The sequence below is a fragment of the Thalassoglobus sp. JC818 genome, from assembly GCF_040717535.1.
Classification (GTDB): domain Bacteria; phylum Planctomycetota; class Planctomycetia; order Planctomycetales; family Planctomycetaceae; genus Thalassoglobus.
The window spans coordinates 391,399-405,179 of the sequence record NZ_JBFEFI010000006.1 but is presented as its reverse complement, the minus strand read 5'-3'; the positions used below and the strand labels follow the sequence as shown (position 1 = coordinate 405,179).

Below are 13,781 nucleotides of genomic sequence, written 5' to 3'. Positions count from 1 at the left end.
GGTTAGTTGAATTCGATGTATGGACTGACGTTGAGGCGTGATCTCAATGAATTAGTGATTCAGTTCTCGAGAGTTAATTCGGCCGGTACAGAGAGAGGGGCGACTTCTTGCACTCGTTGATTGATGTCAGACATCAGGCTTTGCAGAACTTTCTGAGATTCTGGTTCCGCAATCTTCACTCGTCGGTCAATTTCGTCTTCGAGGAACATTCCGCGAAGTGCGTCAAGTACAGCCACACGTCCCTCTGATTGTCGGATCGCAAGTAGCTCACATGCTTCATCCAACTGTCTGGGAAACGGTGCCCGCACGAGCGGAACCTCCTCTGTTGGAGTCGGCTGTGGTGTGGAAGCATCCGATGCACTCAGAGTCTTGAACGTCCTTCGCAGCAGCCAGACCGTGGCCATTCCCACCAGCCCACCACTCGCTGCAGAACCACCCACGACTCCGAACCATTGCAAAGCGGTATAACCGAGCCACAGCCACTTGCCTGGCTTGGTCGGACTTGTTTCGTCCGGAGATTTAGTTCCTGGAGTTAATGATTGAATTCGACTTTGGTCAGATCCAGTTACTAATTCTGGACTGGTTGTGGGTACAACTTCTACCGATTCAACAACAGGGGCTTTCTCTTCTGGTTGAGCTGCTTCAACCGTCTCTTCGACAGAAGTCTCCTCCACATTTTCGGAAGGCTGTTCCTCAGCAATATTCAAACGCCGGAGAAGATCGTCTTTCGAAAAGTAACCCGTGAATTTCGCCTCGACCGTCTGAAACGTCGGAACCGATTTGATCTGATGTTGATGAGCGAACGCTGAGAAACGGTCGTGATCGAGAAAGTGAATATGGAACTTTTCAGAGAGCGCATTGCGGAACGACTCATCAGCGTGCCAGTCGTGCAAGAATTGTCGGCAGGGGCCACACCACTTCGTTGTCCAGATGACCAGCAGTGGTTTTGAAATGTTATGACATTCACATCTTAACATCGTGTGCCTCTTGCGAGACATTCTCCAGTCAGCGAATGCGTCACGCAGTTGCACAACAGAAAGTCGATAGTGAGCTTTGAGTCGCTGTTCGATGGAAGAGACGTCCTTCTGAAACTCCAGCAGCACCTGTGGTGAGTCCCGGGAAAGTAGGAACTCGACAAGCGAGAAACCGACGGCATACACCATCGAAACATCATGACTCTGATGCGGATACTCGAGCGCACTCAGCCATTCCGCTGTGATCAGTCTCGGATCAGCGAGACAGGCCGTCTCTCTGAGTCGCTGTTTGGAAGCTTCTGATTCAAACAGTGTCGCACACCCCTCATCCAGCCATCGCTCGATGGGATGACCGATAAGTGAAGCGCGCACTAGGTGGTCGACTTCGTGCGGAATCACATCGGTGAGTATCGCTTGTCGAGTGCCGCTCACGACCATCTGCGGGTGACGGATTCCCTCTTCCGTGAACTGAAAGCGAGTCGTTCCACCGCCGGAATGATTCGCCAGGTTCAGGTCCAGTCGACACGGCGGAGACCACGACTTCTGAAGCTCTTTCCCAGTCCAGAATGTGGATGAACGGAATCGAGACTGCTCCGCGATCTCAATCGCCGCACGGTCTGTGCATTCAAAGTGCTGAGCATCGCAGGACGACGATGTCACGAACAACAACAGCACGCCGATGATGATCTCGATGGTGGATTGCTTCATGTTCTTACTCCAGCCAGAAAGCATCTTCGTCCTCAGTTTGCTGCGACTCACACCAGCAAACTCAACCCGGATAGACAGAACCGAATGCAGGAAAGACGAAAGAGAGAAGACGCTTTCAGGAAATCGCAGTCCGCGAGCCATTAACGGTGAGATTCGTGATCAAATCGCGTGTGCCATTCGTATTTCCCGAGTCGGACGAGAGTGCGAAGCAGTCGTCCAGGGTTGTATCGCGCGGGAATCGCGTGATTCATTCGATTCAACCGCATCGTCACGGCAGAAACGAGTTCCGAGCAGAACAACTCGTTGAGTCCTGTTTTCGGAAAGATGCCCGTCAGCTGAAGAAATCGGGTTCCGGAAAGAAGTGCTCCGGAGAGATCGTACTCGATCGACTTTTTGAGAAACTGTTCGACCAGGATCTCCGACATCAATCGACTCTCATCGGGAGTCAATCGATTCATCGCGGTCAGACGGTACACATCGACGTGCCCACCTTCTTCGATGTAATTTCGGATGCGATCAGCCGGGCGATGAGCTTGAGTGCCATTGAGTTGTCGTCCCTGAATCAAACAGGGAGTCGGGCACATCGTCGTACTTTCAACCCAGATGTTGGTGCCGTGATGGTGGCACATCACAGCGACGTGAGAAGGACCGAGCCGAAGTCGTTGCGGCGCGACGAGAGAAGCGGTCCCGTAAGTGATGATCTTGCTCGTCCAATCGCCTCCGTAGCAGGCAGCGATGTCTCCGGGTAGCCAGTCAAAGTCATCCATGTCAGTCTCTGATCGGTTGAAGGCGAAGTCTCTCCACCTCTACTGACCAGGTCGCGCAATGACGATGCATTCACTGACGCCAAAAGCACTAAAATACCGCAGGTGCTCTCGGTTGCGCAATCAACTCCTAAACTGCAGCGAACCTACTGAAACAGCCCGTATCGAACGATGCAATACAAAGCTTTGAATCCGTCACGAACACCGATTTTCTTGCCCTGTTCGTAAGTTCGACCGCTATAGCTGACGGACATTTCGTAGATCCGACAATTCATGCGGGCGACTTTGGCGGTGATCTCCGGCTCTATTCCAAAGCGTTGTTGCTGCAACGTCGGCCACAATTTCTCCATGACATCTTTGGAGAACAGCTTGTAGCAAGTCTCCATATCTGTCAGGTTCAAATTGGTGAATGCGTTGGAGAGTGTTGTGAGAAACTTATTCCCCAGATAGTGCCAGTAGTAAAGCACTCGGTGTGGCTGATCTCCCAGAAACCGGCTTCCGAAAACAACATCCGCTCGACCATCGACGATCGGTTGCAGCAGTCGCGGAATTTCGGCGGGGTCGTATTCCAGATCGGCGTCCTGAATGATGATCACATCGCCCGTGGCTTTCGAGAATCCCGTCGTGACAGCAGCTCCTTTTCCACGATTCTTCTCATGGAAATGAACCTGAATCTGGTTCATCTCATCGCTCAGGTCTCGATCCCGGTACGACTCGAGCAGGTCTCGCGTTCCGTCCTGGCTGTAGTCATCGACCAGAACGATCTCTTTCGGAATCGGGACAGCCCGGACTCTTTCGAGAAGAACGGGAAGCGTTTCGCGTTCGTTGTAGACCGGGATGACGACAGACAATCGAAAGTCATCAGGAATCGCATACAACCCGAGTTGTCGACAGGCTGCTTCACCGAGGACAGACTTGCGCCCCTGGTACCATTCCTGAGAATAAGGGGGAGCTTCGGACGAAGTCGGGGCATCTTGATCGGTATTCGGCATGCCAGATACTTGGATTCTCAGGATGTGACGAGTGCGATGGGTGATTTTCGAAAGAACGGAACGCTTGTTGAACCTGACCCACCGAGATAATTGAGAGTATGCTCGTGACGAATTGTAGCCTGTTTCGCTCTGGAGTGAATGCTTGAGTGACCCTCCGCAGGGCTTTGTCAAGATTGCAGAAGTCCAGTTCGGTTTTTGTCGTTTCCGGAAGAGATCTCGGAGGCGTGCAGCCCGCATATTCGTTAACTTCAGTGAATCCAAACTGCGAGCCGTTTTCTCCATCGCTCAGGCGGGACATCACTCCCCGGTGTCGATAGATTGAAATCTCCTTGCCTGAGAAATGTTGGTCCAGAGAGTTTAAGGAATTTGTCGATGTCCGCTGATTTGAGATCTGACTCTGTCTGCCTCGGTGGAAGTGCCCCCGGAGCTGACTTACCGTGGGAAGTTCTGCAGACTCGGATGACTGATGGGCTCTCTGCGGGTGTCGAAGTAATCGAAGTTCGCAATGGAGTCTTCAGCTTCAATGTCCTCCCGACACGGGGAATGGGGATTTGGACCGCACACTTCGGTGAAACCCGATTCGGCTGGGACTCGCCTGTCAAAGCACCAGTCAATCCAGCTTTTGTTAACCTGAAGAGCCGCCATGGATTGGGATGGCTCGATGGTTTTAACGAGTTGCTGTGCCGATGTGGGCTGTCGTTCAATGGACCACCCGGAATCGATGAGGGGAATCCAAGTCCGATCGAGTCCGATCTGACTCTCCACGGAAAGATTGCCAACCTCCCAGCCCACTCTGTCGAACTGATTTCGAACGAGAATGAGATTGGAGTCCGCGGGATCGTTGATGAATCCACACTGTTCGGTCCGCAACTTAGACTGGAGTCGTCAATCACTTCTCCGCTGGGGTCGACGGAGATTCGAGTCCGCGATGTCGTGACCAACCTGGGCTCCGCGCCGACAGAATTGCAATTGTTGTATCACGTCAATCTGGGCTCCCCGATCCTTGAAGAAGGAGCACGGTTCGCGTGTCCCGCTCGAAAAGTCATCCCTCGCGATGCAAGAGCAGCCGAAGATACCACCGGATATCGTGAATACCTGGCTCCGACTTCTGGCTACAGCGAGCAGGTTTACTTCCACGAGACATTAACGAATTCTTCCGGAGAGTCGCTCGCGATGATTCAGAATGCTTCTGGCGATTGCGGGTTAAGCTTGCGGTTTAAGAAGGAGCAACTTCCATGTTTCTCTCAATGGAAGTGCACGCAAGCGATGAGCGATGGCTATGTCACCGGAATTGAACCCGCCACGAATTATCCAAACTTCAAATCATTCGAAAGAGAGCAAGGTCGCGTTGTCCAACTTAACGCCGGTGAAAGTTACACGGTCGACTTGATTCTGAAAGCGCTGGTTGATCAGAAGCATGTGGCCGAGGCACGTAGTGAAATTGAAGCAATTCAGGGCGAAGAGAGCTGCGAAGTCATCTCCTCGCCGCAAAAGCCATATTGCTCAACTGAATAAACGGTCACGTTTCCACATGATTGATGCGAATACTTCCCAGTTGATTCTTGATTCGGACATTGAACTCTCCGAACAGCTCATTGAGCAAATTGAGCCGGTTGGGTTCGAACGGATCGATGTCGCAATCGACCGCTTGCGATCCGTTCCCGAATCCGACGTTCAACGGAATTTGCTCGCTGAGATTCTGCCCGGGCTTCTTTTCTCACTTTCTGAGACCCCCGATCCCGATCGGTCGGTCTTGAACTTCCAAAGATTTCTGAAGTCGGTCGATGATCGTGAGGCTCTTCTGAATACGCTGTCTCGAGAGCCGCGGGCAGTCGAGATTTTGCTCAGACTCTTTGTCGGCAGTCAATTTCTGACGGAGATTCTGGTCCGGCAACCCGATGCTCTTCAACGATTGACTGAGCACAAGCGGATGGCCGAATTTAAGAGTCGTGAAGAGTTCATCGAGCAGGGCCGAACGGCTTGTTTAAGTGCTCGCGATGTAAATGAACTTAAGTTATGGCTTAGAAGCTTTCAGCAATGGGAACTTCTCCGAATCGCTGCTTGCGACACGTTCGGGCTGATGGATCTCAGAACCGTCACGCGGCAGCTTTCTCTTCTCGCCGATGCGATCGTCCAGGTTTCTCTGGAAGGGCTCTCACAACTCGAAGGATACGATGTTGAACATATCGCGGTGATCGCATTCGGGAAGCTTGGAGGTGCCGAACTGAATTACAGTTCGGACATCGATCTAGTCTTCGTTTGTGATCGTCAGGCGGAGAAGTATTGGACACTCGGACAAAAGCTCATCAATGTTCTTTCAGAGTTCACCGATTTAGGGTTTCTCTACCGTGTCGATATGAGGCTTCGACCATGGGGAAGCTCCGGGCCGCTGGTCACGACGATTGACTCATACGTCGATTATTTTGAGCGGCACAGCCAGCTTTGGGAGCGCCAGGCTCTCCTTAAAGCTCGGACAATTGCTGGTCGCTATGCGCTTGGCGATGAACTTCTTGAGCGGCTGCAATTCACGTCTTTCGATGTCGACGCAGAAGCTGTCCGCCATTCCATTACCTCGGCGAAATCGAAAATCGAAAGCAAGATCAGCCAGCACGGCCGAAAGTTTGGTGAAGTAAAAAGTGGCCCGGGCGGAATACGCGATATCGAATTTCTCGTTCAGTCGCTGCAGCTCATTCATGGCAAATCAAAGCCGTTCATCCGCACTGGAGGAACGATTGAAGGTCTAATTCGGTTGTCTGAAGCGGATCTCATTCACGCTCAAGAGTATCGCACTTTGAGCACTGCTTACATGATGTTGCGCACCATCGAGCATTCGCTGCAGCTCATGCACAATCAGGCGGAACGATTTTTACCTGAATCCGGACGTGAGCTTTCCTACCTCGCCAGACGGCTCGATTTTCCGAACGAAGAGCTATTCCTGGAACAGTTTCGGCAACACACACAAGCAGTCTCACGCATCTTCCGCAAACATCTTTCCAACGGCCAGACTGAAGGAGATGTTGCCGGGATCACTGAAGATGTACATACAAAATCCGAAGCTGTCAGTTCAGGCAGCGATCGTTTCGATAATGTTCCTCCGTTGTCGACAATTCGCAGCTTGATACACGAGTTTCAGGACAGCGGAACAGTCGCGATTGAAATTCAACAGCAAGACTCAACGGGCTACGACATCTATCTATTGGCGAGCGACTTGCAGGTCAATCTGCCGACAATCTGTGGAATGCTCTTCTCCGAAGAATTCGATATCACTTCGGCCGATGTTGTCCCGCTCAACGAAGCACTTTCGAAGTCCGAGTTAAAAGACTTAAAGCTGAAGTCGGATGTGCAGTCAGGTTTGTTTGTTGCATCGTTCCGAATTGCCAGCACGCAGCTGCAAAGAACCGATGACGCGCAGCGTTTAAAAAACTTTCCCTCGCAGCTGAAGGAGTTAATTGAAGAAGGCCGCAACGATGACGGTCGGTCTGTTCAGAGTCTCCTCATTCGCAGGCTCGCGAAAACCATTCGCCAGCGACAAAGAGCGATGGATCCGATCCTCCCGGTTGAAGTGATCTTCGATCAGGATGAGAAGTCTAAGTCGACGATCCTCCAGATTCGCGCAGAGGATGTTCCTGGCTTCCTCTACGAATTAACGAGTGCAATTCACGCGAGTGGACTTCACATCGAAAGGATGGAAGTTCGCACACGAGGTCATCGAGTCTTTGATACGTTTTATGTCAGAGACGGGGCTGGTGGAAACCTGCTCGACGAAGAACGTCGCATGCAGCTTCGAGCGGCGGTTGTTCTCATCAAACATTTCACGCATCTGTTGCCACAAGCTCCACACCCGGCAGCTGCGCTGACTCACTTTCGGCAGTTGCTCGACAATCTCTTTCAGCAGCAAGATTGGTTGAATCAACTAAAGACACTCGAGAATCCGGAAGTCCTGTCGGCGATTACGCAACTTCTTGGAGTCAGTGATTTTCTTTGGGAGGACTTTCTCCGGATTCAACATGAAAATTTATTCCCGGTTGTGACTGACATTTCCGGATTGCAAGTTTCTTATCAGAAGAAAGATCTCGTCAACGAGTTAAATTATTTTCTATTGGCCGGTGACGATTCGCGGCGAATTGACATTCTGAATGAGTTCAAAGACCGGGCGATGATGCGCGTTGATATGCGGCACATTCTTGGGCTGCAAGATCGTTTCGGAATGTTTTCGCTCGAGCTGACAGCTGTCGCGGAGACTGTTGTCGCGTCGGCACTGGCCATGTGTGAAGAGGACTTGCAGCAAAGCTACGGATATCCTGTCGACGAAGCAGGAGTTCCGACTCGTCTCACCGTCTGTGCTTTGGGCAAGTGTGGCGGTCAGGAGTTAGGGTATGCTTCTGATATTGAATTAATGTTCATCTACGATTCGGAAGGACTCACGAACGGTCCCGATCAGATTTCGGCGATCGACTATTATCAACGCCTGATCCAAAAGTTTCAGAAGTCGATCTACTCACGCCAGAAGCGGATTTTTGAGATCGATCTGCGATTACGCCCTTACGGAAACGCTGGCAGCCTCGCTGTCTCTCGTGAAGCATTTGAAAAGTATTTCGGCCAGCATGGCCCCGCGTGGCCCTACGAACGTCAGGCGTTGGTCAAGCTGCGACCGATTGCCGGTAACGATGCTTTTGGAGAAGAGGTTGTTCATCTTCGTGACGAGCTCATTTATGACGGCGAACCTTTTGACATCGCCTCGATGCGGGCCATGCGCGAGAAGCAGATTCGACAACTCGTCCAGCCGGGAACGTTTCATGCAAAGCTGAGTCCCGGCGGTCTTGTCGATTGTGAATACTTCGTCCAGGGAATGCAGATGACATTCGGTCATCGACATCCAGCGATTCGACTTCCCAACACGCGTGAAGCGATGAAGGGCCTCGAACAAGTTGGCATTCTGACGTTCGAAGAACGGGTCAGCCTGCGGGATGCGTACCGATTTCTCAGACGACTCATTGATGCCATGAGAATCGTGCGTGGCGACGCCAGCGATCTCGCGATTCCGGCATTCGGAACCGATCAGTTCGAATTCCTGGCCCGTCGTTTAAATATGGAGAATCTGCAGCTTCACGAAGAGATTGAACGGCATACCTGTCAAGTTGTTGACATGGTGATCTCATTTGAAGACTTCATCGCCCGGTGACGGAAGTTACCTGTCGCGGGTTGTAGAGAGCAGTTTCGCGGCGGTCTGATCACTGCTGAACTCAGTGGGATTTCGTGAACTATCAGAAAACGCCGGCCAGGGAGTGACTCTGTCTGTCGATTCAACACTATTCGCGTTTTTTGCGTTAGCGAGCAATTCGTCCGGATACTGAGCCTGGAGGAAATCACGTCGTCCCCAGATTTCAGCGAGTTCGTCCTGATAAATCCGTACCCAGTCTTCTGAGTGTTTTTTCATCGTCGAAATTGTTGGGTGCTGGAGCCGACTGATGACGAACAATTCAGGATCGTGAAATGAGAGCGCGCGATCCGGAGAAATCGGTTCTGAATTCTTACTGCGATGACGTTTCCCTGGATAGTTCTCACCAAAAAAGAAGTCGAAGTAAACGTCGATCACTTCTTGTGGATAACACGTGCGGAATCGGCCATCAATTCCAACAGTCGAATTCAACTTTTCATGTGCAAAGAAGCCAATGGCGTATTGAGCCCAGTTGAAGGTCACAACTGTCCGACCTTCGAGGCGATGTTCAGAGAGAAATTGAAACGCCTGCACTGGGTATCGTGAATGGGGCACATTCAGAGTCCGAATTTTCGGCCAGAGCAAGCAACTCACCGCGATCAGCCACGTTGTTAAAACGACACTTGTGAGAGCGTTGGGGAATTTTGGATTCCAGCTCTCTTTCGGTCCACTCGGTTGGTTTTTAGCTGCTGCCAGTCGCTGTCGAATATCATTACGAAAGCTTTCCCCAATGGTATTCAGATCCGTTGAAAACCAGCTTGCCCAAGTGATCGCCAGAAGCGGTAAGTGGCGAATGTGTGTTGCCGATTGCCAGATGACCAGTGCGAGAACGATCCGCTTCGCCCAGTCCTTCAATGACGTTTTCGAAACGACAAACAGCATCGAAACGATCACCACCCAAAAGCCGACGACTTCAGGAGCGGCACTGAAAAGAGGTGTCGCTTCCCAGTCTTCGATCTCGGGGCGGGGGACTTCGAGGGCGTTCAACAACCAGAGGTGCAGATTCATTCCGTACGGGTTGAAGAGTGTTGCCATCCACACTGAAGACGCGACTCCAAGCAGACCTCCGACTGTTTTCCAGGGAAGATCTCGAAAGTTCGCCGCTGAACGCCAATTGGAAGCGAGTACGACGATCGCTTCGATTCCGAGAAATGCTGCGGAAACGCAAATGCCAGCGACAAAGCTGCCATGTGTATTCGCCCAAATTGCAGCGAGTGGAATTAATGCCAGCAGCCACCCGAATTGGATCGGTTGTCCCTCCTTTGGACGCATTGATTGATTCAGGCAGACAGCCATGACGGCGTACATGAGGTAGCCGAAAATCTGCGGTCGATAATGCCAATGAAATTTCAGCATGCACGCGACGGTAAGGCAGATCAATGCTGTGACGAATGGATGAACTCCCTGTGATCGCGCGTTCCACCAAAGTGTGCCGATTAGAGCCCAGCCGATGAGCAGTTTGCCGAATGTCAGTCCCAGGATTCCGATGCTGTCGTAAGCACCAGCCATTGCGAGTTCAGCGAGGTTTTCGTGGTTGATCCACCTTGTTCCGACTGAAGTGAAAGTCCAAGTCGCGGTTCGCGGAATTGTTCCAGTCGCGAGAATCTCCCGGCCGTATTGGACGTGTCCCCACAAATCCGGGTCAGCGAAGTCCATCGCCATGATCAGGCTGCACGAACCGAGAATCGCAAGCCCAAACAGCCAGCTCACAAGTGCATGCGGAGCGTCACTTGTTCGTACTTCGGGTGCTGATGAAGACGGCTGCATCGATTGAAGGGATGAGTTGGTTCGTTTTTGAGAGAGTCATGACTGGTCGTGTCAAAGTTAGCTCATGATTCTCAACGATGTTTCGACGTGTTGAAAAAAAACAACAGGCACACTCGCCAAAGCCATTCCGATCTGTCTCGCGCGGTCAGCGTCAGAACACGGCAAGAACTCCGGAGTGAAGCATGCAGCCCAGTTGACTTGCCCGTCGACTTGTATGGCATGCTCGCTTGAATGATGCTCGAAGGTGTCATCGACAGAGACGATCGATATACTTTCGTCCATTGGCATGGTGTCGCACTTCCGTATTGGCACGAAAAGATTTGAAGATTCAGGAGAGAATTCGAGATGGCAGTTGCTTCTATTGTACCGGGCGAAACACGGATTGGCTGGATTGGCACTGGAGTCATGGGCTCAAGCATGTGCGGCCATTTGATGGCCAAAGGGTTCTCAGCAACGGTCTACACTCGCTCGCGAGAGAAGGCGAAAGACCTGTTGGATCAAGGAGCGACCTGGGCTGATTCTCCGAAAGCTGTGGCTGAGAATTCCGACGTCATTTTTGCCATCGTGGGCTTCCCGTCAGATGTCCGCGAAGTCTTTCTCGGCGAAGACGGAGCACTCGCGGGTTCCAAGTCAGGCAATATTCTCGTCGATATGACAACCAGCGAGCCGTCGCTCGCTGTTGAAATCGCAGAACAGGCCAAAGAAAAAGGTGTTCACTCCGTCGATGCTCCAGTTTCTGGAGGAGATGTCGGAGCGAAGGAAGCGCGACTCTCGATCATGATCGGCGGAGAAGAAGACGTGGTGAACGCACTTCAGCCCGCTTGGGAAGCGATGGGGAAAACGATCGTCCATCAAGGACCAGCGGGAGCTGGTCAGCATACGAAGATGGTCAACCAGACACTCATCTCTTCGATGATGATTGGAGTTTGCGAGGCGCTACTCTATGGATACAAAGCCGGCCTCGATCTGGAAACCGTGATGAAATCAGTCTCGACCGGGGCTGCGGGAAGCTGGTCTCTTTCGAATCTTGGCCCACGCATTATGGCCAACAACTTCGATCCCGGATTCTTCGTTGAGCACTTCATCAAAGACATGGGGATCGCCCTGGCCGAAAGCCGTCGCATGGGGCTGTCGATGCCAGGTTTGGCGTTGGCGGAACAACTCTATCAATCGGTCAAAGCGAATGGCTGGGGCAAGAATGGAACTCACGCCCTGATGCTTGCTCTGGCGGATATGTCAGGCGTTGACTGGATCAATCGCAAGTAAGAGTTGGCAATCGGTTCTTCCCGGCGAAATCGATGTGACTTCGCCGGGAGCGACGCCCTGGCGTTCTGAAACAGGCAGAGACAATGGCTGGAAGACTTGCTTTTGCGCGAGTGATGAATTGGTTTGGACTCGTTTTTCTATTCGGGCCAACGCTCGCCTGGGGGCAAATCGGAGAGGTTTCGAACAAGGACGATGTGCATTTGTTTCTGCTGATTGGGCAGTCGAACATGGCTGGCCGCGGCAGAGTGATGCCATCCGATCAAGTCCCGCATCCTCGAGTCTTCATGTTCAACCAAGACAAGAAGTGGGTTCCAGCCATCGATCCCCTTCACTTCGACAAACCCAAGATTGCCGGAGTGGGGCTTGGGAAAACATTCGGGATCGAAATCGCCAAAGACAATCCGGAAATCACTGTCGGACTGATCCCGTGTGCTGTCGGCGGTTCTTCGATTACGACTTGGCAGCCTGGTGAACTCCACGAGTCAACAAACACTCATCCCTGGGATGATGCAATCGCCCGCGCGAAAGCTGCGCTCCAGTCCGGAACGTTGAAGGGCATCCTGTGGCATCAGGGGGAATCCGATTCCAACGAAGCTCGCAGCGATGCTTACCAGTCGGATCTTCAAGATCTGATTAAACGCGTTCGAAGTGAATTGGATGCTGAAGACGTTCCGTTTCTGATCGGTCAACTGGGCCAGTTTGAAGAGCGACCGTGGAACGAGTATCGACAACAGGTCGACGCCGCACATCGTTCCCAAGTTGAACTGCATGAGAAGATTGCGTTCGTTTCGTCGAATGGGTTAGAGCACAAGGGCGATGAAACGCACTTCGACACCGATTCGTATCGAGAGTTTGGTCGTCGATATGCGGATGCGTATCGGAAATTGACTGATCCCGATCGGCCGAACGTTTCGCAAATGCCGTTTCAGATTGAGCGGATCATTGCGCATGAGGGGTTCGACAAGCAGACCTGTTGGGTTCATGCCCGGGCTGGGACGATTCCTGCCGCAGACGAAGGTGGTTCTCCGTCAACGACTGAAGTTGTTCTGACGACGCAGCCTCTGGAGTTGACCGGGTCTGATGTCTTCCACGCAATCCACACAATGCGCTCGACGGACGGCGGAGTCACATGGACACCGCTCGTTCCAGATTCAGATTTCGAACGTGAACAATTGAGTGAAGGGATTGAGCAAACCGTTTGTGATTTCACTCCAGCGTGGCATGCAGCGACGAACACCTTGCTCGGAATTGGGCAAACGGTGGTCTATGAAGATAACCGCGTTAAGAAAGTTCGTACCCGCTTCACAGCTTACTCGGTCTTTGATCCGGAAACTGGAGATTGGTCCGCGTATCAGACTCTGAAACTACCCGATGAAGCCCGATTTCAGAATGCAGGATCGGGGTCAGCACAACGACTCGATTTGCCGAACGGAGACATTCTCGTTCCGATCTACTTCAAGGAGCCATCGCAAACACAATTGAGCTCAACGGTCTGTCGTTGTCGTTTTGATGGAACCGACCTGACTTACCTCGAACATGGCAGCGAGATGACGATCCCGATCAAGCGGGGGTTGTATGAGCCTTCGATCACTTCTTTCGATGGCGAGTTCTATCTGACGATGCGAAACGACGACGGGGCCTATGTCGCTGTTAGCAGTGACGGGCTGAATTACTCAGAGCCGGTGCCATGGCGTTTCGACGATGGAGAAGAACTCGGCAGCTACAACACTCAGGCTCACTGGGTTTCCCGTATGCAGGGGCTTTTCTTGGTTTACACTCGACGTGGCTTGAACAACGACCATGTATTTCGGCATCGGGCTCCGCTGGTCATCGCTCGTGTCGACCCGGAGACGCTCCGAGTCGTTCGAGACACGGAGCGGATTCTTATCCCGGAATATGGGGCGCGGCTCGGCAATTTTGGGGTCACAGAGGTGAGCGATGATGAAACGTGGGTGATTGTTGCGGAATGGATGCAGCCGGTTGGAGTCGAAAAGTATGGCAGCAACAACCGGATCTGGATTGCAAAACTCCTTTGGGATGCTGATTGATAACTCACGAACACGTTCCGCTTCACTTACAGTCCCTCACCACT

The 13,781-nt window shown here is 52.1% G+C and carries 9 protein-coding genes; 4 read left to right on the top strand and 5 right to left on the bottom strand.

The features are described from left to right. Positions 1-59 precede the first annotated feature (59 nt). The 3 genes from AB1L42_RS17600 to AB1L42_RS17590 form a co-directional block, all read right to left on the bottom strand. Positions 60-1,682: a thioredoxin family protein gene (locus AB1L42_RS17600; protein ID WP_367058883.1), complete on the bottom strand. Its 1,623-nt coding sequence runs from the start codon at positions 1,680-1,682 to the stop codon at positions 60-62. Between the two features lie 140 nt (positions 1,683-1,822). Next, on the bottom strand, positions 1,823-2,449 hold the full coding sequence (locus tag AB1L42_RS17595) for a hypothetical protein (RefSeq protein ID WP_367058880.1): 627 nt from the start codon (positions 2,447-2,449) through the stop codon (positions 1,823-1,825). A gap of 143 nt (positions 2,450-2,592) precedes the next feature. Then, positions 2,593-3,438 carry a glycosyltransferase family 2 protein gene (locus AB1L42_RS17590; protein ID WP_367058877.1) on the bottom strand — a complete coding sequence of 282 codons (846 nt, stop codon included), beginning with the start codon at positions 3,436-3,438 and terminating at the stop codon, positions 2,593-2,595. Between the two features lie 372 nt (positions 3,439-3,810). Between AB1L42_RS17590 and AB1L42_RS17585 the strand changes: the two genes are divergently transcribed. After that, entirely contained in the window at positions 3,811-4,953 is a 1,143-nt protein-coding gene (locus tag AB1L42_RS17585; RefSeq protein ID WP_367058874.1) for an aldose 1-epimerase family protein, read from the top strand. A 16-nt stretch (positions 4,954-4,969) separates the two neighbouring features. Next, entirely contained in the window at positions 4,970-8,620 is a 3,651-nt protein-coding gene (locus AB1L42_RS17580) for a glutamine synthetase adenylyltransferase (RefSeq protein WP_367058871.1), read from the top strand. 6 nt (positions 8,621-8,626) lie between these two features. Here AB1L42_RS17580 and AB1L42_RS17575 read toward each other — a convergent pair whose 3' ends face one another. Both AB1L42_RS17575 and AB1L42_RS17570 read right to left on the bottom strand, forming a co-directional pair. Then, a complete protein-coding gene (locus AB1L42_RS17575) occupies positions 8,627-10,423 on the bottom strand; it encodes a hypothetical protein (protein ID WP_367058868.1) in 1,797 nt (598 codons plus the stop codon). A gap of 57 nt (positions 10,424-10,480) precedes the next feature. Continuing rightward, positions 10,481-10,711 (bottom strand): hypothetical protein, encoded by a 231-nt coding sequence (locus AB1L42_RS17570; protein WP_367058865.1) that lies wholly within the window; start codon positions 10,709-10,711, stop codon positions 10,481-10,483. 57 nt (positions 10,712-10,768) lie between these two features. On the opposite strand from AB1L42_RS17570, the gene AB1L42_RS17565 reads away from it, so the two are divergent. Further along, positions 10,769-11,689, top strand: coding sequence for an NAD(P)-dependent oxidoreductase (locus AB1L42_RS17565; protein WP_367058862.1), 921 nt, complete (start codon positions 10,769-10,771; stop codon positions 11,687-11,689). An 83-nt stretch (positions 11,690-11,772) separates the two neighbouring features. Then, the gene (locus AB1L42_RS17560; RefSeq protein WP_367058859.1) at positions 11,773-13,737 is read left to right on the top strand and encodes a sialate O-acetylesterase; all 1,965 of its coding nucleotides are present in this window, start codon (positions 11,773-11,775) and stop codon (positions 13,735-13,737) included. The last annotated feature ends 44 nt before the right edge of the window (positions 13,738-13,781 follow it).

Excerpts from the sequence above, each read along its gene's own strand:
- AB1L42_RS17600 (WP_367058883.1), bottom strand. The coding sequence starts at position 1,682 with ATGAAGCAATCCACCATCGAGATCATCATCGGCGTGCTGTTGTTGTTC.
- AB1L42_RS17595 (WP_367058880.1), bottom strand. The coding sequence starts at position 2,449 with ATGGATGACTTTGACTGGCTACCCGGAGACATCGCTGCCTGCTACGGA.
- AB1L42_RS17590 (WP_367058877.1), bottom strand. The coding sequence starts at position 3,438 with ATGCCGAATACCGATCAAGATGCCCCGACTTCGTCCGAAGCTCCCCCT.
- AB1L42_RS17585 (WP_367058874.1), top strand. The coding sequence starts at position 3,811 with ATGTCCGCTGATTTGAGATCTGACTCTGTCTGCCTCGGTGGAAGTGCC.
- AB1L42_RS17580 (WP_367058871.1), top strand. The coding sequence starts at position 4,970 with ATGATTGATGCGAATACTTCCCAGTTGATTCTTGATTCGGACATTGAA.
- AB1L42_RS17575 (WP_367058868.1), bottom strand. The coding sequence starts at position 10,423 with ATGCAGCCGTCTTCATCAGCACCCGAAGTACGAACAAGTGACGCTCCG.
- AB1L42_RS17570 (WP_367058865.1), bottom strand. The coding sequence starts at position 10,711 with ATGCCAATGGACGAAAGTATATCGATCGTCTCTGTCGATGACACCTTC.
- AB1L42_RS17565 (WP_367058862.1), top strand. The coding sequence starts at position 10,769 with ATGGCAGTTGCTTCTATTGTACCGGGCGAAACACGGATTGGCTGGATT.
- AB1L42_RS17560 (WP_367058859.1), top strand. The coding sequence starts at position 11,773 with ATGGCTGGAAGACTTGCTTTTGCGCGAGTGATGAATTGGTTTGGACTC.